Annotated in this window: 18 protein-coding genes and 1 other RNA gene; 1 reads left to right on the top strand and 18 read right to left on the bottom strand. The window is 57.9% G+C overall.

The window, feature by feature from the left end; translation table 11 throughout:
• Positions 1-2: 2 nt before the first annotated feature.
• From murG to rnpB, 11 genes are all read right to left on the bottom strand, one after another.
• Entirely contained in the window at positions 3-1,127 is a 1,125-nt protein-coding gene (gene murG / locus PHD44_RS00670; protein ID WP_300186827.1) for an undecaprenyldiphospho-muramoylpentapeptide beta-N-acetylglucosaminyltransferase, read from the bottom strand.
• The gene (gene ftsW, locus PHD44_RS00665) at positions 1,124-2,371 is read right to left on the bottom strand and encodes a putative lipid II flippase FtsW (protein ID WP_300186825.1); all 1,248 of its coding nucleotides are present in this window, start codon (positions 2,369-2,371) and stop codon (positions 1,124-1,126) included. The genes murG and ftsW overlap by 4 nt, the downstream gene beginning before the upstream one ends.
• Positions 2,368-3,783, bottom strand: coding sequence for a UDP-N-acetylmuramoyl-L-alanine--D-glutamate ligase (gene murD / locus PHD44_RS00660; protein WP_300186822.1), 1,416 nt, complete (start codon positions 3,781-3,783; stop codon positions 2,368-2,370). The genes ftsW and murD overlap by 4 nt, the downstream gene beginning before the upstream one ends.
• On the bottom strand, positions 3,783-4,865 hold the full coding sequence (gene mraY / locus PHD44_RS00655; protein ID WP_300186819.1) for a phospho-N-acetylmuramoyl-pentapeptide-transferase: 1,083 nt from the start codon (positions 4,863-4,865) through the stop codon (positions 3,783-3,785). The genes murD and mraY overlap by 1 nt, the downstream gene beginning before the upstream one ends.
• A gap of 1 nt (position 4,866) precedes the next feature.
• Positions 4,867-6,279: a UDP-N-acetylmuramoyl-tripeptide--D-alanyl-D-alanine ligase gene (murF, locus tag PHD44_RS00650; RefSeq protein WP_300186816.1), complete on the bottom strand. Its 1,413-nt coding sequence runs from the start codon at positions 6,277-6,279 to the stop codon at positions 4,867-4,869.
• Entirely contained in the window at positions 6,276-7,847 is a 1,572-nt protein-coding gene (locus tag PHD44_RS00645) for a UDP-N-acetylmuramoyl-L-alanyl-D-glutamate--2,6-diaminopimelate ligase (RefSeq protein ID WP_300186813.1), read from the bottom strand. Before PHD44_RS00645 ends, murF begins: the two co-directional genes overlap by 4 nt.
• Positions 7,844-9,703, bottom strand: a complete 1,860-nt coding sequence (locus PHD44_RS00640; RefSeq protein ID WP_300186810.1) for a penicillin-binding protein 2 — start codon at positions 9,701-9,703, stop codon at positions 7,844-7,846. Before PHD44_RS00640 ends, PHD44_RS00645 begins: the two co-directional genes overlap by 4 nt.
• Positions 9,700-9,960, bottom strand: coding sequence for a cell division protein FtsL (gene ftsL / locus PHD44_RS00635; protein WP_300186807.1), 261 nt, complete (start codon positions 9,958-9,960; stop codon positions 9,700-9,702). The genes PHD44_RS00640 and ftsL overlap by 4 nt, the downstream gene beginning before the upstream one ends.
• The gene (rsmH, locus tag PHD44_RS00630) at positions 9,957-10,910 is read right to left on the bottom strand and encodes a 16S rRNA (cytosine(1402)-N(4))-methyltransferase RsmH (RefSeq protein WP_300186804.1); all 954 of its coding nucleotides are present in this window, start codon (positions 10,908-10,910) and stop codon (positions 9,957-9,959) included. The genes ftsL and rsmH overlap by 4 nt, the downstream gene beginning before the upstream one ends.
• On the bottom strand, positions 10,907-11,356 hold the full coding sequence (gene mraZ / locus PHD44_RS00625; protein ID WP_300186801.1) for a division/cell wall cluster transcriptional repressor MraZ: 450 nt from the start codon (positions 11,354-11,356) through the stop codon (positions 10,907-10,909). Before mraZ ends, rsmH begins: the two co-directional genes overlap by 4 nt.
• A 382-nt stretch (positions 11,357-11,738) precedes the next feature.
• An RNA gene (gene rnpB, locus PHD44_RS00620) (RNase P RNA component class A) lies at positions 11,739-12,092 on the bottom strand.
• Between the two features lie 125 nt (positions 12,093-12,217).
• Between rnpB and PHD44_RS00615 the strand changes: the two genes are divergently transcribed.
• Entirely contained in the window at positions 12,218-13,432 is a 1,215-nt protein-coding gene (locus PHD44_RS00615) for a hypothetical protein (RefSeq protein ID WP_300186798.1), read from the top strand.
• A 191-nt stretch (positions 13,433-13,623) separates the two neighbouring features.
• On the opposite strand, the gene PHD44_RS00610 is transcribed toward PHD44_RS00615, so the two are convergent.
• The 7 genes from PHD44_RS00610 to fliG all read right to left on the bottom strand — a co-directional run bounded on the left by PHD44_RS00610 (position 13,624) and on the right by fliG (position 19,637).
• Positions 13,624-13,746, bottom strand: coding sequence for a hypothetical protein (locus PHD44_RS00610; RefSeq protein WP_300186763.1), 123 nt, complete (start codon positions 13,744-13,746; stop codon positions 13,624-13,626).
• An 87-nt stretch (positions 13,747-13,833) separates the two neighbouring features.
• A complete protein-coding gene (locus PHD44_RS00605) occupies positions 13,834-14,157 on the bottom strand; it encodes an H-NS histone family protein (protein ID WP_300186795.1) in 324 nt (107 codons plus the stop codon).
• 271 nt (positions 14,158-14,428) lie between these two features.
• A complete protein-coding gene (locus PHD44_RS00600) occupies positions 14,429-15,946 on the bottom strand; it encodes a flagellar hook-length control protein FliK (protein ID WP_300186792.1) in 1,518 nt (505 codons plus the stop codon).
• A 17-nt stretch (positions 15,947-15,963) separates the two neighbouring features.
• On the bottom strand, positions 15,964-16,416 hold the full coding sequence (gene fliJ, locus PHD44_RS00595) for a flagellar export protein FliJ (protein ID WP_300186789.1): 453 nt from the start codon (positions 16,414-16,416) through the stop codon (positions 15,964-15,966).
• Positions 16,417-16,436: 20 nt separating this feature from the next.
• Positions 16,437-17,834 carry a flagellar protein export ATPase FliI gene (gene fliI / locus PHD44_RS00590; RefSeq protein ID WP_300186786.1) on the bottom strand — a complete coding sequence of 466 codons (1,398 nt, stop codon included), beginning with the start codon at positions 17,832-17,834 and terminating at the stop codon, positions 16,437-16,439.
• On the bottom strand, positions 17,831-18,613 hold the full coding sequence (locus PHD44_RS00585) for a FliH/SctL family protein (protein WP_300186784.1): 783 nt from the start codon (positions 18,611-18,613) through the stop codon (positions 17,831-17,833). Before PHD44_RS00585 ends, fliI begins: the two co-directional genes overlap by 4 nt.
• Complete coding sequence (fliG, locus tag PHD44_RS00580; RefSeq protein ID WP_300186781.1) at positions 18,597-19,637, bottom strand: flagellar motor switch protein FliG; 1,041 nt, start codon at positions 19,635-19,637, stop codon at positions 18,597-18,599. Before fliG ends, PHD44_RS00585 begins: the two co-directional genes overlap by 17 nt.
• Position 19,638 lies beyond the last annotated feature (1 nt).

The following is a 19,638-nucleotide window of genomic DNA, read 5'->3' as shown; positions in this document are numbered from 1 at the left end:
GGTTAATCATTCGCTACCGCCTTGTTGTTCATGGTTTCAATACAGATACGCACTGCGGTTTCCGTTGCCTTGGGCAACGCACGGTCGCGGGCGGCCTGCGCCATCTCTTGTAGCCGATCCGGGTCGCTCAACACGGGAATAAGCGAATCGACCACTCGCTCCACGGTCATATCCCGCTGCTGCATCAAGAGCGCCGCGCCGGACTGAACCAGCGGTTCGGCGTTGTACGTCTGGTGATCATCGACGGCATGCGGGAACGGCACGAACAGTGCCCCTATGCCTGCCACGCTGATCTCGGCCACGGTCAAGGCACCCGCGCGAGCAATCACGAAATCTGCCCAGGCATAGGCTTGCGCCATATCATCGATGAACGGCACGACGCGATATTCGCTGCCCTCCGCCCATTTGCATTGCGTGTAATTGGTCTGGGTGGATTCGAGGTTTTTGGCCCCGGTTTGATGCCAGACGGCAATCGGCACCTGCTGGCTGACCCGCGACAGTGCGGATGGCACCGTGTCGTTGAGCGCTTTCGCACCCAGACTTCCGCCAAGGACCAGAACGCGCACCGGGCCACGTTGACCGATCTGTCGTTGCGCCACACCGGGCATCCCCACAATTTCCGGGCGCACCGGATTACCGACTACCGTGAAGTTGTGCGGTGGATGCGGGAACGCAGTGAGATAGGCGGCAAGCGTCTGGTTGGCGATTCGGGCCAGCACACGATTCGTTAATCCCGCGATTGCATTTTGTTCGTGAATCACCAGCGGGATACCCAACCAACGCGCAGCCAATCCGCCTGGCCCTGCGGCATAGCCGCCCAAGCCCAGAACAAGGGCGGGTTTGTTGCGGGCAAAATATTTTCTTGCGGCAAATACAGCGCGGATGAGTCGCCAGGGCGTGAGTAAGCGAGTCAGCAGGTTTTTGCCGCGCAGTCCGCCAATTTTGAGCCAGTCGATCGGGAAGCCCGCTTCCGGCACGAGCCGCGCCTCAATGCCCGCGGTGGTGCCCAGCCAGCGAATGGCGTAGCCTTTTTCGGCAAGGCCACGAGCCACGGCCAAAGCGGGGATGACATGCCCACCCGTGCCACCGGCCATCACATAAACAAGAGGTTTTTCCTGACCGGTCATAATGACACCTCCTTTGTCCGCATCGATGCATCCTGCCGTCGCTTCATCATTTGCGCTTCACGCAGCTCGGCCACCATGGCCGCCTCGTGGTGCACTCGCATCAAAAACCCCAGAGAAATCAATGCCACAATCATGGCCGAACCGCCATAACTCATCAGCGGCAAGGTGAGCCCCTTGGTCGGTAGCACGCCCATATTCACGCCCATGTTGATCAGCGCCTGCATCCCGATCCACACACTGATGCCCCAGGCCAGCGCGGCACCGGCAATCTGATTTTCCTTCCACGCCATGCTGGCAATCGCAAACCCGCGCCAGACGATGAGGCCGTACAACGCAATCAGAGCAATCACGCCGAACAACCCCAGCTCTTCTGCCAATACGGCGAAAATAAAATCGGTGTGCGCCTCGGGCAGATAAGAGAGTTTCTGCACGCTCTCACCCAGACCGCGCCCCCAGACGCCGCCCGTGCCGATGGCAATCAGCGCATTGGCCAGTTGATAGCCATGCCCGAACGGATCCGCGAAGGGATTGGAAAACGACAGCAAGCGCTCAATGCGGTATTGCTCGGAAAGCACAACGAATACGCCCAGCAGGCTCATGACCACGGTGGAACCGACCATCATCTGCCATTGCGCCCGCGCCAGCCATGCCATCGCGAACAAGGTGGCGGCAAGCACGGCGGTCGTCCCGAAGTCCGGTTGCAGCAGCAGCAATAAGCTCGCCGCGAAAATAACAACCGCCGGCCCCAGCATCCCGGTGATGCGGTTTTGCAGCTTGATGGTGTGTGTGGCAATGTAGCCGGCCATCCAGACGATGAATCCCAAACGGGCAAATTCGGACACCTGAATATTGACCGGCCCGAGCGGAATCCAGCGGTTGGCCCCGTTGACGGAATGCCCGATGCCTGGCAGCAGCACAACCAGCAGCATCAGCAGTGAAGCGATCAGAATCCACAACTTGTATTCAACCCACAGCGCGATTGGCTGCCGCAATACCAGCCAAATGGTGATGGCCGCGCCAATTACCACGGCGATCGACTGACGAATCACAAAAAAGAACGGATTGCCAAAACGTTCGCCCAATTCCATGGAGGCGGAAGTCACCATGACAAGTCCCCACGCCAGCAGTGCCAGCACGGCAATCATCAAGATCGGATCGAGCCGAATGCTCTCGTTGCGCACTTTTTCCACATCTTGTGGCTTCGCGGATAACCAGGGCAGCAGTTTTTGCATGGTATGGTTCATGAGGCCACCTCCGTACCGCGTGTATGAGTGGCGGCCAGTGCGGCAACGGCAGCGGCAAATTGATGGCCGCGATCCACATAGCTCACGAACATGTCGAGACTGGCGCAAGCGGGTGCCAACAATACGGTGGATTGTGGTGGTGCTATTTCCGAAGCGGCTTTAACTGCTTCGATCATTGAATTGACGCGACGAACGGGCCATGCTGCGCCCGGCTGGTTTAAGAGCGCTTCGGCGATAACCGCCTGATCCTGCCCCAACAGAACCACTCCGGCACAACGCCCGACCAGCGATTCGGCCAAGGCTGTAAAGTCCTGACCTTTGCCCTGACCGCCTGCAATCAGTACCAAGGGCGGTTGCATACCGACAATTGCCGCAACGGCCGCGCCGACGTTGGTGGCCTTGGAATCATCGATATAGCGCACGCCATCGATGACACCCACGGTTTGGGCGCGATGCGGCAGGCCGGAAAACGTACGTAACACATTGAGCAGACGTTCATCGGTCAATGCGACACCGGGTACCGCCGCCTGTACCAACGCCAAGGCCGCCAATACATTCATCTGGTTGTGTTGTCCGGCCAGAGCCAACTCGTGGACAGGCAGAATCCGAAGTGCGGGCGCATTCGCCACAGCTTGCACCAGCCATGATTCACCTGCGATGGTCATCAAGCCAAAATCACCCGGTTGTGTCGGTGTGGCCGTTCCGAACCGGATCACTTCGCCCGAAGCCCGTTCCGCCATCGCTGCCACTAGGGGATCATCCCGGTTCAATATGGCGCGACACGCTTTATGCAGTACGGTTTGCTTGATTGCTGCGTAGTGCGCCAGCGTGCCGTGGCGATCGAGATGATCCTGACTGATGTTCAGCACCGAAGCGGCCACCGGCATCTGTGCGGCTGGCAGGCTGTCAAAGTCGGTCGATTCGAGCTGGAAGCTGGAAACCTCAAGCACCAGCACTTGTGCACCGGCAGCCAGCAAATCCAGCGCGGGGGTGCCGAAATTTCCGCCCACAGCGGCAGATACGCCAACCGCATTCAGCAACTCACCGACCAGCGCGGTCACCGTGCTCTTGCCGTTGGAGCCTGTGATCAGCACCACGGGCAAATCGGTCGCATGCAGGGCCAAGTCAATATCGCCGCGCACGGGAATTTCCTTCGCCCGTGCCGACATGATCAAGGGCAAATCCAGCGCGATACCGGGGCTGACGATGAGTTCCGCCACGTTATCCAGGAGCGACTCGGGCAAAGCACCCATGGTGACGCAAACCTCTGGATACTGCGCCAGCCAGTCGGCACGTAGTGCAGCGTCATCGCGGGTATCGGCGGCCGCAAACGGCAGGCCGAGACGCGACAGATGCCGCGCCACGGATTGCCCGCTCGTGCCCATACCCAGAATGAGGCTGTGTTTTTCCATCAGCGCACCTTCAACGTTGCCAAACCGATCAGCACCAGGATGACGGTGATGATCCAGAACCGCACAATGACCTTCGGCTCAGGCCACCCCTTGAGTTCGAAATGGTGGTGAATCGGCGCCATGCGGAAAATCCGCTTGCCCGTCAGCTTGAATGAGGCGACCTGGAGCATCACCGATACGGTTTCCATCACGAAAACCCCGCCCATGATGAACAGCACGATTTCCTGGCGAACCATCACCGCGACCACACCCAATGCCGCGCCGAGTGCCAGCGCACCGATGTCGCCCATGAACACTTGCGCCGGATAGCTGTTGAACCACAAAAAACCAAGCCCCGCGCCCACGATTGCCGCGCAAAATACGGCCAGTTCGCCCGCACCGGGCACGAAGGGAATGCCCAGATAGATCGCAAATTTGGCATTACCGGTCACATAGGCGAACACCGACAGCCCGCCGGCCACCAGCACGGTCGGCATGATCGCCAAGCCGTCGAGGCCGTCGGTGAGATTCACGGCATTTGAACTACCTACGATGACGAAATAGGTCAGCAGGATGTAGCCGAAACCCAACGGGATCAGTACATCCTTGAATAACGGGATAATCAATCCGGTTTCCTGCGGCGTTTTGGCCATGTTGAACAGCACGACAGCGACAATCAGCGCAATCACCGACTGCCAGAAATACTTGTAGCGGGAAGCCAGCCCCTTGCTGTTGCGCTTGGAAAGCTTGAGGTAGTCGTCCACACCACCGATCAAGCCGAAGCCGAAGGTAGTCAGCAAGGCAATCCAGACGTAACGGTTGGACAGATCACCCCAGAGCAATACGGCGGCACCGATCGCCACGAGAATGAGCGCACCGCCCATCGTCGGCGTGCCTGCTTTGGACAAATGCGACTGGGGGCCGTCACTGCGGATGGGTTGCCCGGCCTTGATCGACTGCAACCAGCGAATCATCGACGGGCCGATCCACAAGGCGACGATCAGTGCGGTCAACACGCCCAGCATGGTGCGCAGCGTGAGGTAATGAAACACACCGAACGGGCTATAGAATTTTGCCAACCAGTCGAAGAATATCAATAACATATCAGTGTGCCTCCGACTCTGGGTGGGTAGGCACGAGCCAGTTCATCATCCGTTCCATACGCATAAAGCGTGATCCTTTCACTAAAACTGTTACGGGCATCTTTGCGGACGAATCACGCTCCACCCGATCCAGCAAAGGCATCAGTTTTTCAGCAATGATTTCCGGCTCGTCAGCAGCAAGCACAAGCGCGTGCGCCGGTTCCGGCCGGGTCGATGTGATCGCCTTGTTCATGGCTTCGCCCAGGGTGAACAATCCGTAAAGAGATAAGGTCTGCGCGTAACGAATCAGCGATTCGTGCAGCTCGTCGGTCTGGTCGCCCAGCTCGCCCATATCGCCCAGAATTGCTACGTGCCGACCGGGCAGACTGACCAGATAATCGAGCGCTGCCCGCATGGATTCGGGGTTGGCGTTGTAGGTATCGTTGATCACGGAGATCTGATCGGAGCACCGAATCAGACTCATCCGGCCGGGTGGTGGCGTGAATTCACGCAAGCCCTTGGTGATGGCTTCAAGCGACAAGCCCGACGAACGGGCCACCGCAATGGCCGCCAACAGATTGGTCGCGTTATGAGCACCCGGCAACGGCAAGGCGAGTTCACTCAGCATCGGCAGCCCGTCTTCAAACACGCTAAGCCGACTCGTGGCGGTGTCGTATTCGCCAGCCCAACGTGCGCGCCCGTCACCGGCCAACGAAAAGCCAGATCGATGCGCTGGGCAATGTGCCCACCACCGATCGGCACCATACGAATCCAGATTGATAACGGCTTTGGCGTCCGGCGCCAGGCCGGCATACAGTTCGCCCTTGGCCTGAACGATGGCATCAATGGAACCGAACTCGCCTACGTGCGCGGTACCTGCCATGGTCACCAGGGCCACATCGGGGCGAGCGAGCGCCGTCAGCCGGGCAATTTCACCCACGTGGTTCGCGCCCATTTCAATAACGGCGAACCGATCGGTTAAATCCAGAGAAAGCAGGGTCAGTGGCACACCGATGTCGTTGTTGAGGTTGCCGACAGTCGCCCGCGTGGCACCAACTTGCGCGCACATTGATGCCAGCAACTGCTTGACCGTGGTTTTTCCCGCGCTGCCGGTAATGGCAATCACAAAGGGATCGACCTGATCGCGCCAGCATTTTCCGAGGGTTTGCAGCGCAGCCAGCGTGTCATCCACCAGAATCTGAAGAATATCGATTTGAGGATTCAACCGGGCGACAACCGCCGCAGCCGAACCTGCCGCCACCGCAGCGGCCAAATGATCATGACCGTCGAATCGTTCGCCTTTCAGTGCGACAAAGAGGTTGCCCGGCACCAACGAGCGTGTGTCGGTGCTCACACCTTGAATGGCGATATCAGGCAGCGGGCGTGATTGATTATTCAGCCAGTCAGCCACCTGATGCAGGGACGCACGCATCATACGGCACCCCCTGCAAAGCGTTTTGCCCCGACATAGCCTTGTTGCGCAATCCAATCGCGCACGACCGCGACATCATCGAAAGGCAGGCGTTGGCCCTGTATTTCCTGTGTGGTCTCGTGACCTTTGCCAGCGATCAGAATCCAATCACCGGCTTTGGCCTGCATCAGTGCCAACTCGATGGCCTTTCTGCGATCGGGCTCGATCATTACAGTATCTTGGGCGGTGGCCGGCGCGGTCAGGCCCGCGCACATCTCGGCAATGATCGCCTCAGGCGCTTCACTGCGCGGATTGTCTGAGGTCATGACGAGCTGATCGGCCAACCGTTCTGCTGCCTGGGCCATCAATGGACGCTTGCCGCGATCACGATCACCACCGCAACCGAACACGCAAATGATTTTGCCTGCTGCGTCCCGATGATCACGCAGGGCCCGCAATACCTGATCGAGCGCATCCGGCGTATGCGCATAATCAACCAACGCCCGCGCACCATTCGGCAGGGTGATCATCTGCATGCGGCCAGGTGGTGGCGTGCTCTGATCGAGTGCCTTGATCGCCGTATCCAGCGGCATGCCCAACGCCAGTACCGCCGCCAGCGCGGCCATGATGTTGGCACCATTGAACATGCCGACCAGCGATGGTTGCAATCGGGCTTCGCCCAGCGGCGTGCGTACCTGAATATCCAGGCCCTTGGGCAGCGCCTTGATCGAAGTCACCCGAATCTGCTGGCAATCGGCGACACGCCAATCCGGATCGCCCAGGCCATACGCCCAGCAATCGGCGGATTCGCTCAGCGCCTCGAACAAGACATCGGCCTCCGGCTCATCGAAATTGATGATGCCTGCACGCAATCCGGGCCAAGCGAACAGCTTGGTTTTTGCTGCAAAGTAATCGGTCATCGTGCCGTGATAATCGAGATGATCGCGCGACAGATTCGTAAACACCGCCATGCGGATCGGCAGACCCTGCAAGCGGTTTTGCGCCAGCGCATGAGAGGAGACCTCCATCACGACGTAGCGCACGCCCTCACGGATGAAATCGACCGCATAACGCAAGGTTTCCAGCAAACCGGGCGTGGTGTTCGCCGTTGACTGCAGGTGTTCAAGTCCCGGCGACCACAAGCCAGCGCCCAGCGTGCCGATCATGCCGATCGAAGCGGTATGTGGCGCACCGCTGCGGCTCAATGCCCCGGCGATGAATTGAGCCACACTGGTTTTGCCGTTGGTTCCGGTGATGCCGATGATCGTCAGGCCATCGAAGTTCACGGCACAAATCCGACCGACCATTTGACGCACGAACGAATGGACAGCCTCAACTCGAATCACCCGCGAGTCGGCATAATCCGCTTCGGTCACAACCAGCACCGCGCCTGCTGCCAACGCCTGGCTGATGAATGGTTCGATATTCGGTTGAACCCCTGAGCGCGCAATGAAAACGGCACCCGGCACAACCTCGCGCGAGTCATCCGTAAAGACATGGGCGGTTGCAGAGCCGACGTTTTCTGCTACCCGCAGATTCATCGCGGACAGGATTTCGCCGACAGAACGCGGGCTGAAGTGAAGCATGCTCATGCGCCACCCGCCCGTTTTTTTCCGGTAGCAGTTGCAGACGACGGCGGCACTGCAGCCGTCGTCACTTGCGCCGGTTCGTTCGGCAGGTTGTCGGGCCGGATATTCAGCATCCGCAAAGCGCCCGACATGATGCCGTGAAAGATCGGAGCCGCCACGTCGCCCGCGTAATAACTGCCCTGCTGCGGATCGGTCACCACAACGACCAGAACCAGGCGTGGATCACTGGCAGGCGCAATACCTGCAAATACCGTGTTGTAATTGTCTTTCGAATAGGCACCGTCGGGGCCGATCATGCGCGAGGTCCCGGTTTTACCGGCAATCTGGAAGCCAGCAATGCGTGCCTTGGGCGCGGTACCCTGCGGGCTGACGACTGACTGCAACATGGATACGACTTCATCGCAGTCCTTGGCAGGAGCGACCTGAACGTAACTCGGTGGTGCATCGCGCTTGAGCAGGCTGGGGTGGATGTACCGACCATGATTCGCCAATGCAGCGTAGGCCGCGGCCAGTTGCAAGGTCGTCACACTCAGACCGTAGCCGTAGGAATGCGCTGCGGTACCGCTCACACTCCACTGCCGCCAATTTTCCAACCGCCCGGCCACCTCGCCGGGGAAACCCACGCCGGTCTCCTGACCGAAGCCGAAAGCGCGCATGTTCTTCCACAAGGCCTCGGCACCCAGATCTTCACCGATATGACTCGCACCGACATTACTGGATTTTTCGAGAATGCCACGCAGATCCAGCACGCCGTAGTTGCGATGATCCCGAATGGTATAACCGCCGATGCGGACCCAGCCCGGTGCGGTATTCACGGTGCTATCCGGCTGCCACCGGCCGCTTTCCAGTGCGGCTGTGATTGTGAACGGCTTCATGGACGAGCCGGGCTCGAACTGATCGACCAGGGCACGGTTTCGCGTCAGGGCGGGTTGCATCGTGGCGCGGTTGTTGGGATTGAACGATGGCACCGTTGCCATCGCCAGCACTTCGCCCGTCACCACATTCATCAAAACGGCTGAACCGTATTCGGCTTGGTGGGCGGCGACGCCCCGGGCCAACTCGCTGTAGGTCAGGTACTGCAAGCGTTTATCAATCGACAAAACCAGGTCATGCCCTGGCTGTGCTTCTTTCTGTACGCCGAGGTCATCCACCTCGTGACCGTAGGCATCCTTGAGTATCAGCCGCCGCCCCGCGACGCCGGCAAGATAGTTGTTGTAACTGGCCTCCAGTCCGGCTTGCCCTTGATCATCAATATTGGTAAAGCCGACTAATGAAGCCGTCACATCGCCCGTGGGATAAAAGCGTTGATATTCTCGTTGCAGGCCGACGCCGGGAAGTCTGGCTGCACGGATGGCCGCCGCCACACTGGGCCGAACCTGACGCTGAACATAAATGAACTGTTTGCTGCGGTTATCCGCCACCAGAGAACGCAAGCTGGCGTCCGGAATCTTGAGTAGGCTCGCCAGGGTTTTAATCGGGTCCTGGTCGACATATTTCCTGGCCGAAGCCGTGTTGCGTGCGGCATAAAACCGGGTCAATTCGGTCGGATTCACCCAGACAGCATCCATCGGCACACTGATGGCAAGCGGATCGCCGTTACGGTCGGTGATCATGCCGCGATGAGCCGGAATCACCTGTAACCGCTGCTGACGATCCCCGCCCTGCTGCACGTAGAAGCCTTGCTCACTTACCTGAAGCTGTACCGCTCGCCCGACCAGGATCAGTGCGAGCACACCGAACAAGCCGAGCACGATCACGGTACGCCAGCAACCGCCGAACCAATCAAGGAAACGCCACAAGGCGCCCTTCTCCATCGGAGCCGGACGGCGCTGATTTGCAGGATGGATGACCCGGCTCATCGGAACACCATCGTGATCTGATCGGCTGAAGGCACGTGCATGTCCAACCGGGTCTGCGCAATTTGATCCACACGCCCCTGCGCCGCCAGCGCCCCCTGCTCCAACTGGAGTTCGGCGTAGGTCACGTTCAATTTCTCGATGGCCTGACGATGGGTACTGAGCGCGCGTGTCAGATCACGATCCCGCTGGGCGGTATCCACCACCGCCAAAGCAGACAGGAACACTGCCAATGCCAGAATGCCGATCAGAAATTTCATGCCACACGCTCCGCCACACGCATGATGGCGCTACGCGACCGCGGATTGCGGGCAATTTCTTCCGCCGAGGCGCGGATCGAGCCGCCCACGCGGGACAAACGCGCCGTCCCCACGGGTTGTCCGAAAAAATCCTTGTCCGTCGTGCTTTCGTCGCGAATGAAGTTCTTGACGATCCGGTCTTCCAGCGAATGAAAACTGATCACGACCAGGCGGCCACCAATCGAGAGCAAGTCCACCACCTGGGATAAGGCGGCGGCTATCTCGTCCAGCTCACGATTGATGTACAGCCGGATGGCCTGAAAGCTACGGGTGGCCGGATGCTTGCGCGGATCACGACGGGGTGTCGCTTCGACGATGCAACGTACAAGGTCGAAGGTGGTGGTGAGCGGGTGGGTATCACGCGTTTCGACAATGCGGCGGGCGATACGCCGTGAAAACTTCTCGTCACCCAGTCGATACAGGACGTTGGCGATTTCCTCTTCTTCTGCCCGGGCGAGCCATTCGGCAGCGGTTTGTCCAGCCTGCTGGTTCATGCGCATATCAAGCGGACCGTTTTGCTGAAAACTGAATCCGCGCTCCGCTTCGTCGATCTGGGGCGAGGAAACCCCGAGGTCGAACAAGACGCCATCCACCTTGCCCTGCAACCCCATCGACGCCAGCCATTGGGCAGCGGATGAGAAGTCCGCATGATGGATCTGAAAACGAGCATCCTTTGAAGCCAGCGCCTCGCCCGAGACCAGTGCGCGCAAATCCCGATCGGTCGCGAACAAGCGTCCACGTTCATCCAGCTTCGCCAGAATGGCGGCGCTATGACCGCCACGCCCGAACGTCGCATCGAAATAAACGCCATCGGGGCGCACGGCCAGAGCCTCTACCGCCTCGTTGAGCAGAACGGTTTCATGGGTCAAATCTTGCGCCTTTTCCTGCACGCGCATCGGGATGCCGTTCATAGGGAAATAGCCTCCAGTGCGGCTGGCAGGTTGCCGTCATTGGAATCGCTGAGGAAAGCCTCGGTTTGCGCAGCCCAGTTTGGTTGCGACCAGAGCTCAAGTTTCTTGCCTTGGCCCAACAACACGACCTCTTTCTCGAGTTCGGCATGGCTTCTTAACTCTGTCGGCACCAGAATGCGCCCGGCGGAATCGAGCGTGATCTCTGTGGCGTGACCGATCAGCATTCGCTTGACGCGGTTTGCCTGGGCGTTAAAGGAAGGGAGTGCGTCGATTTGTGGCTCGATAATCAACCAGGTGGACAAGGGATAGATCAACAGGCAGCGCTCTTGTGCGTCGATGGTCATCACCATTTGACCTTCATCCGCGGCAAAAGCCGCCCGATGGCGCGTTGGCATGGCCAAACGTCCCTTTCCATCGAGATTCAGGTTGGTGATTCCCTTAAACACTTTTTCCCACTACTCCCCACTTTTTCCCACGCAGACGCACTATATCGACACACCTGCCTGCAAACAAGAGGTGTTTGGTGAATTCTCTTTACATCACATAGAGTTACATCGACTTCACAAGAGAAGTTCGCGCAATTTTTCCGATTAAAACAGTGGGTTACAAATTATTGCTAACAAAGCGCGCGAAGAGACCTGGTGATTATTTGACCAGACGAAAAATTCGATCGGTTCGATTCTCGAGCCATGAACGGGCCAAAGACCAAAACTGATCAATATAAGCAATTGATAAAATAGAAAAAATATCGCAGGCATTCACGCCCGCGCGTTTCGGTGGAGGCGATACAGATTGAACTAAAAATGACGCCGAATGGCGGCAGAGATGGGGGGGAGTTGGTCGATAAGCCGGGTTCTGTCAAGGACTGTCATTCATCTGGGGTCATCGTCACCGATGCCCTCAAGCAGCCTACCCGGAAACAGCGCGGGCCACGCCATTGTTTCCCTATTTGGCCTTGCTCCGAGTGGGGTTTGCCTAGCCATCACGTGTTACCACGGATGCGGTGCGCTCTTACCGCACCGTTTCACCCTGACCACGCACATCTTGCGATGCCGTTCGGCGGTTTGTTTTCTGTTGCACTTTCCGTCGGCTCACACCGCCCAGGCGTTACCTGGCACTCTGCCCTATGGAGCCCGGACTTTCCTCCGCGTATTGCTACGCCGCGACAGTCTGACCAACTCCGGCGCGCATACTAGCAGCACTAAAGAAATGGCGGGGATTTTTTGCACCCCGATTTTTCAACCATGGACGGCATGAGAAACCACGTCTGATAAACTTCAGCATTCATCGAAAATCAAAACAGACACATGGCCCCCATTACCGCACCTGCAGAACTTCCCGATTCACTTAAAGCCAGCTTCTCGCTAATGAACACGACGGAAGCTTCTCGTGAACATATCGATCCTGCTTCAATCAGAAGCGTCACCGACTGGTTTTATACAGAGCGTTGGCACCAGGAACGCGCGGATACAGCGGAACTGACCTGGTTGCTGCATTGGCTGCCGGCCGAACAGGCCGAGCGGATTGCTGAAATCGCCGATGCCCTGTGCATCAGCCGGCTTCAAGCCGGGGAAATCGATTCTGCGATCACACTAGCCGAAGACACGCTGGCAAAACACGATGATTTCTGTTTGCGCCACACACTGGCTTTAGCCCAATCAGCCAAAGGCGATCTGAATCAAGCCATAGGCACATTGGAACAAGCACTGAACAATCCTGCATTCACCGAGGCGACCACCCCACCGGAACAACGGATTCAGGCCTGGCTGGATCTGGCCAGATTGTTGCAGAACGCCAAAGCCCTGTTCAAAGCCATGCGACCGGCCAAGCAAGCAATCGCACTGGCCGCTCAAAACCACGAAGAAGAGTTGCTGGTCGAAGCCCTCACTCTGCTGGTGCGGCAACTCATTGAGCAAGGCGGCAGCGACGAGGCATGGGAAGCGCTCAAACCACATCTGAACGATACCTATTCCACAGGTCAGAAAGCGCTCTGGACGCTGGCCTTTTCGGAATTATCGAACGAATTGAGTGAAGCGGATCGCGATCGTGGCGCCCTGTTCTTCCTTGAGGCCAACGAACCGGACGCCTTGATTCGTCTCTGGGTCAAACACGCTGAAACTGCGGAAGATCAGGATGATGTGCTCATCGCCTATATCCTGTGCCTCCTCTTCCGCGCACCCGTTGACGCTGCAGCCCCCCTTGCAGCCAAGCTCCTGCTTCGGGACAAGGATCGCCAGACCGAACGCGCGCCGCTCATTGCCGCTGCCGCCATGGCTCTGGCCGAAATCCCCGACGAACGCAGCATCAAGCGAGCGCACTGGTATCGGGATGCCATGATCCAACTGATCAGCGTCGCACGGCACCAGGGCGTTCCCGAAGCGGCGGTCAAGCAATGGGCCGAAGATGAGCGGTTACTGCTGGAACATGGCGTCATCGAACGGGCCGCCAAACAACTGATCAACGAATTGGCAAGCACGCCTAACTGGCTCTTGCGAGCCATAGAAAAAGCTGGTCAAAAATAACCGGCTTCAAGGAACCTCTGATTGAATCCTTCGTGGCCGAGACGGGCTTTTGAGGGATGAGTCGCAAGGCGCGGTGCGAAACGGGCTTGCGCCAGCTTAATGCGAAGCAGGCGCAAGCCCGCGTTAATGGTTACTCCATTCGTGAGCGGTGCAACACAGCGGGCTTACGCCAGCTCCGCGTAAAATCGCCCTCAAAAGCCCGTCCCATGCGGGTTGCCGCCCAAAAGCCGCAACACTTCGTTATCGGCCTTGGCATCGTAGCGTAAACTACGACCTGCGGCCTCTGCCTCGTTTTGCGGCTTTTGGATCAGCAACTCGGCTCACGAGGGATTCAATCAGAGGTTCCTAAACTTCTTGCGCTATGTGCCCTTTTTTTACGGGGCAAGCAAAAGCGGTTCTGTTTAGACCGCAAATTTTTCCAGCGATTCGCCACGCGCCAACGCATCGGCCAACCAATGTGGGCGCTTACCGCGACCAGTCCAGGTTTGAGCCGGGTTTGCCGGATTGATGTATTTAGCCGGCAGTTTCTTGTTTGTCAGTTTTGATGTTTTTTCCAGGCCGAATACCTCGGCAACAGACATATTAAGACTTGAAGCCAATTCTTCGGCTTCTTTACGCAGACTGTGTATACGCTGCTGGTGACGATCGCGCAGGGTACGCTCCGCATTGGCCATTAACTGTTTCAAGTCTTCAGCAGATAAGCTATTAAGATCGATAGAACTCATTGGAGCACCTTTAGGGCTGGTTGTTTTAATTGAAGATACACGCGGATTCTATCAATTAAACATTTAACGTCAAATCAATTATTGGCTTGCGCCATTCCTGACAAATCAACCCAGGTAAATAGCCCCAGGTAAATCAACCCTGAGAACGCTTAATTGAGGTCATCCACTTTATAACACCATAAAACATTCCATTGATACGCTTTGTGAGAACGAAAATGAAAAACCCAAAAAACCACTGATTAAATCAGAGGTTCCTTAATCCAAAGGCTGATCAAGCGAACGTATCCAGACGCCAACGCGCTGTCACAGCTTGAGTCTTATCTTCAGAAGCAACCGAACCGGTTGCGTCCTGTTCTTCAACAACGGCCGAACGATGAGTAGTCGAAGCACCGTGTGCGCCCGCAGAATCACCGAAACCTTGGGAGCCCCCCTGGTTCATGGCCTGATTATTCGAGCCGTCCTGCCCACCGCTCATCACCGTAACTTGGGCATTTCCCAAACCGGCATCCTGAAGCCACTCACGCAATCTCGGCATATTTTGATCCAGCATATCTTTGGCCAGATGGTGACTCGCCATGATTTGAATCGTGGTTTGATTATTTTGTTGATCTATCGTGATTTTCATTGGCCCCAAATGAACTGGGTTAACATCCAACGTGGCGCGGGAAATATTTTTGCCCACCATGAACTGAATGTTTTGCCCTAAATCCGCAGCCATTCGCGGTTGATTTAATGCCAGAGTTCCGGGAAGAGTAACGACGGGCGTTGTATTGGCTGCCGCACCAAATCCCGAAGTGGAGAGATTAAAGGTTCCTGGCGCGTTATTACCGGATGAGTCAGCCAACTGCAAGGTCAAATCCGATTTTGGCATTCCCTTCGAAAGGGCGCTCGATATAGAGCCGGCATTTATTGTTTGCGCCGAAAGGGCGGAACCAACTGCCCCGGATAGACTTTGCATCTGCCCTGAAAAGGCTGCCGCCGCATTACGTCCACCAGAAACGGTCGGATTATTCTGGAACTGCCCCTGATTATCGACAGCGTGATTATCCTTTTTCGAGGGATCCATCGCTTGTTGGACACTTGCGGCAGACGACCCTTTTACTGCTCCGTCTTGCTGCACCGCACGCCCACCTACCGAATGTGATGAGCGCATGTCTGAGACACTTTGGCCTACTCGCCCCTCAGCCAAATGTGTTTGCTGAATCGTTTGAGCCAGATGCTGAACCATGGCCTGAAGCTGCCCCGTCCAACTCGCCGCATTGATATCGCCTTGTTGCAGCAGGGTTTGCAGCTTATCGAGTTGGGCCAGCCACATGGACAGGCTGTTTCCATCCAGAGTAGCTGAACCGCCCCCCTTTTCCAGTTGCGATTTCAATGCAGCCAATTGCTGCGCCAGTGTACTTAGCGCGGCCTGTGCCTTATCGGACAACGGCGGGTTCTGATTGCTCAGCGCATCGATTTTTTCCTGCAATGAGCTGATCCGTTGCTGCAGCGCCGAGGCCATCTGTTGAGGGGTTGTCTGCCCCGTGGCCGGAATACCCGATTGATCCGCGACCGATCCAGTCGTCTGATTTATGTTCGCCGCCTTTGCGTCGGCTGCAACCTGCGAACGCCCGGCAACGCCCTGAGCTTGTGCGTTCTTGCTTTGATTCTGGATGGCACCGGCCATCATCTCGGCGAACCCCTTCCGTTCAGCGGGAGTATTCGACACGCTGCCTGATGCGGGATCGGATCGTCCACCGACTGCGGCATTCAACGCGCTTAAGGCTGAGCTGTTTAACTGTGCCATATGCTTACTCCCAACGTTCAAACATCCAATGGGTTATGCCGATGCTGTGCGGCGTGCGCATCATTTACGGCCTGTTCTTGCTTGTTCTGCATCCGGTTGCGCTCGTTTTCAAACCGGCCACGCAGTTTTTCAACAGAACGATGCTGACTACTGGCCTCGGCAGCGGCCTGCTTACAGGCAAGCAACTCGGCCTCCACTTGGGCGACAACCTCTTTTTGATGGGCAATGGTTTGCTCGATCCGCGCCATAAACGCGCGATAATTTTGCAAGGCAAATGCTTTTGCCTGCCCACCGGAAGCGAATCCGATACCGGCCGCGTATTCCTGCAAGTAATCCGTCAGTTGCTGCAAGCGCGCCTGCTGTTCATCCAACCGCCGCTGACATTGGAGCAGCGATTCCTTGGCAATATTCGCCCCGCGCTCGGTAATTTTCTCCACGCCTTTGACCCGTTCGATTCGCTGCTGATTCACGATGGTCACCTCCGGCCTTATCAGGCGGCGCTGTGCATCAATGATTCGAGCGCCGCAAAGCTCGAATCAAGGTCTGCCGATTCATGGATGGACTGGCTCAGGAACGCCTCCAGATCAGGCTGCGCATCAATGGCGCGATCAAGCCGCACATCATGCCCACGACGATACGCGCCCACGGCCAATAAATCCCGGCTTTGATTGTATGTGCTCATCAATTGCTTGAAGCGCTGCATCAGATCCAGATGCTCCGGTGATACCAGTGCGGGCATCATTCGGGAAATGGATGCTTCGATATCAATGGCCGGATAACGGCCGCGTTCGGCAATGGCCCGGGAAAGCACAATGTGCCCGTCCAGAATGGCACGGGCGGCATCGGCGATGGGGTCATTCTGATCGTCCCCTTCCACCAGCACGGTATAAAACGCCGTCATGCTTCCGCGAGCCGATTCCCCGTTACCCGCACGCTCAACCAGGGCAGGCAAACGGGCGAACACCGACGGCGGATAGCCCTTGGTGGCCGGTGGCTCGCCGATCGCCAAACCGATTTCCCGCTGGGCCTGGGCGTAACGCGTCAAAGAATCCATCAACAGCAGCACATCATGGCCCTGCTCGCGGAAATATTCGGCGATGGCCGTCGCCAGACTCGCGCCGTGCAAGCGCATGAGCGGCGAGGCATCGGCCGGAGCGGCGATCACAATCGCCCTTGATCGCGCTTCGTCATCGAGGATCTCGGCGACAAACTCACGCACCTCGCGCCCCCGCTCGCCGATCAGGCCGACCACGATAATCTCCGCCGCGGTGTAGCGTGTCATCATGCCGAGCAGGACGCTTTTACCCACCCCGCTACCGGCAAAAATACCCATCCGCTGCCCGCGCCCCACGGTGAGCAGGGCATTGATTGCTCGCACGCCCACATCCAATGGCTCGCGGATCGGGCGACGCTTGAGCGGATTGTTGCTGCGCCCCTGCAAATCAACCGGGATGTCGCCGAAAATGGCCGGGCCATCGTCCAGAGGTTGTCCGCGCGCATCGAGAACACGCCCCAGCAGCTCCGGCCCCAGCGGTACCCGAATGGATGCCCCCTGATTCTGCACCCGGCAGCCCGGCGCGATGCCTCTGAGCGCTTCCAGAGGCATGAGGTAGGTATTGCGCTCGGCAAAGCCGACCACTTCGGCGTCCACATAACGACCAGCCGGATCGTCATCCAGAAAAATGCGGCATTGATCGCCAATGGCCGCCGTGAGCCCGCTGGCTTCGAGCGCCAGGCCCACAACCCGGACGATTCTCCCTTCGGCTTGCAGCGGCGGGCGTTGCACGCGTGCCTGCAAACCCATGAGATGACGGGCCCAATCCAACCCGGCTCCCCCGCCGCGCATGGAAGGCGGATCGAACACGGCGGGATTGCGGCCCGATGTCATTCGGCGGCCTCGTTCACTTCATTCGCAATGGGATCGGCCGGGCCCGCCACTTGCTCATCGAGCACGCGCAGGCAAAGTGCGGCCCAGCGGGCTTCCAGACTGGCATCGACGAGCGACTCCACGCCCACGGTGTTCGATTCGACCTTCAAGCCACCCGGCGTCACCGTTGCATCTCGGCGCACGGTAATGGTTTGCGCGTGTTGGTTTTGCACCTTGTTCTGATCGATGGCGGCCTGCAAGGCATCGGCATCGTCGGGATGGCACACCAGCGTGACTGCGCGCACGGCCACCGGCAACGCTTCGATCGCCGTGCGAGCCACCACTTCCAGATGCTCGGGCGCGATGGTCAGTTCGCGGTAAATAATGGCGCGGGCCATCTGGGCAGCCAGTCGGGCCATTTGCAGGCTGACTTCCGCATCCAGATCCGCCAAGGGTTGGGTCAATGCCTGCAACCAGCCATTAAAGCGCTGTTGGATCCGTGTTTGTTCAGCCAAGGCGGCGGCCAGCCCTTCGGCATGACCAGCCGCAAAACCGGCCTTTTCCCCCTGGGCCCGCCCCGCCGCGAAACCGGCTTGTTCGGCCTCTTGGCGCGCCTGTGACAATTTTTCTGCTTGAGGATCGAGCGGCTCGCGCGCAATCTCCGATGGCTCCTCCGGCAGATCAAAATCAGGCAAGGCCCAGGCCGAAATATTCGATACATCTGCCCCCGCGGTCAACGGACGTACCAAGGGTACTTCTTCAACTGCGGCAGCCTGCACGGGATCAGACGAATTCTTCACCGCCGCCTCCTAAGCTGATCTTGCCTTCATCCGCCAGTTTGCGCGCCGCCTGCAGAATTTCTTTCTGTGCCGCTTCGACATCGGACAAGCGTGTTGGGCCCAGTGATTCCAGGTCGTCGCGCATCATCTCCGCTGCCCGCTTCGACATATTCTTGAAGAACTTATCCTTGAGGTCGTTATCCGCACCCTTCATCGCCATGAGCAGGCGATCGGACGGCACCTCACGCAGAATGGTCTGGATGCCGCGATCATCCACATCGATCAGGTTGGCGAACACGAACATCAGATCTTCGATCTGTGTACCCAATTCGGCATCGGTGGACTTGACCGCATTCATCACCACTTCCTCAACGTTACCTTCAAGGAAGTTCATGATCCCCGCCGCAATCTTGACGCCACCGACCTTGGACGACTTGCCACCACCGGCGCCAGAAACCTGACGCTCCATGATGTCGTCCAGTTCCATCAGGGCCTGTGGTGACACGCCATCGAGATGGGCGATGCGCAGGACGATATCGGCACGCATGTTCTCCGGCAGCATCTGTAGAATTTCCGCACCCTGATCGCTCTCCAGATGCGACAGCACAATCGCGATAATCTGCGGGTGTTCGTAGCGGATGATTTCGGCAATCGAGCGCGGATCCAGCCATTTGAGAAATTCCAGATTCCGGCGGTTGCCGCCCGAACTGATGCGTTCGAGCAGGCCTGCGGCCTTGTCTTCACCCAAGGCCCGGTTCAGCACGTTACGAATGTAATCGGTGGTACCGAGCGCCAGACCGGTCTGGTCGCCCAGATCCAGCACGAACTGATCGAGCACAGCCTGAATCTGGGAGCGGGTCACATTGGGCAGAACGGCCATGGCCTGGCCTATTTTCTGAACCTCGCGTGGATCGAGCTTGGCGAACAACTGTGCCGCAGACTCCTCGCCCAACGCCATCATCAGGATGGCGGCGCGCTCAGGGCCCTTCAATCCAGCGATCAGATCACCGGGGTTTTGATCCGCTTTAGCAGGGGCTTCGGCCATC

The sequence above is a fragment of the Halothiobacillus sp. genome, from assembly GCF_028710545.1.
Classification (GTDB): Bacteria; Pseudomonadota; Gammaproteobacteria; order Halothiobacillales; family Halothiobacillaceae; genus Halothiobacillus.
Note: the sequence above shows the minus strand (reverse complement) of the source record. Positions and strands in the feature narration are given on the sequence as shown.

Bases quoted from the DNA above. Each gene is read 5' to 3' on its own strand.
- PHD44_RS00600 (WP_300186792.1), bottom strand. From the start codon at position 15,946: ATGGCACAGTTAAACAGCTCAGCCTTAAGCGCGTTGAATGCCGCAGTC.
- murF (WP_300186816.1), bottom strand. From the start codon at position 6,279: ATGATGCGTGCGTCCCTGCATCAGGTGGCTGACTGGCTGAATAATCAA.
- ftsW (WP_300186825.1), bottom strand. From the start codon at position 2,371: ATGAACCATACCATGCAAAAACTGCTGCCCTGGTTATCCGCGAAGCCA.
- murD (WP_300186822.1), bottom strand. From the start codon at position 3,783: ATGGAAAAACACAGCCTCATTCTGGGTATGGGCACGAGCGGGCAATCC.
- PHD44_RS00605 (WP_300186795.1), bottom strand. From the start codon at position 14,157: ATGAGTTCTATCGATCTTAATAGCTTATCTGCTGAAGACTTGAAACAG.
- murG (WP_300186827.1), bottom strand. From the start codon at position 1,127: ATGACCGGTCAGGAAAAACCTCTTGTTTATGTGATGGCCGGTGGCACG.
- ftsL (WP_300186807.1), bottom strand. From the start codon at position 9,960: ATGAAATTTCTGATCGGCATTCTGGCATTGGCAGTGTTCCTGTCTGCT.
- fliG (WP_300186781.1), bottom strand. From the start codon at position 19,637: ATGGCCGAAGCCCCTGCTAAAGCGGATCAAAACCCCGGTGATCTGATC.
- PHD44_RS00645 (WP_300186813.1), bottom strand. From the start codon at position 7,847: ATGAGCATGCTTCACTTCAGCCCGCGTTCTGTCGGCGAAATCCTGTCC.
- rsmH (WP_300186804.1), bottom strand. From the start codon at position 10,910: ATGAACGGCATCCCGATGCGCGTGCAGGAAAAGGCGCAAGATTTGACC.
- PHD44_RS00615 (WP_300186798.1), top strand. From the start codon at position 12,218: ATGGCCCCCATTACCGCACCTGCAGAACTTCCCGATTCACTTAAAGCC.
- fliI (WP_300186786.1), bottom strand. From the start codon at position 17,834: ATGACATCGGGCCGCAATCCCGCCGTGTTCGATCCGCCTTCCATGCGC.
- mraY (WP_300186819.1), bottom strand. From the start codon at position 4,865: ATGTTATTGATATTCTTCGACTGGTTGGCAAAATTCTATAGCCCGTTC.
- PHD44_RS00640 (WP_300186810.1), bottom strand. From the start codon at position 9,703: ATGAGCCGGGTCATCCATCCTGCAAATCAGCGCCGTCCGGCTCCGATG.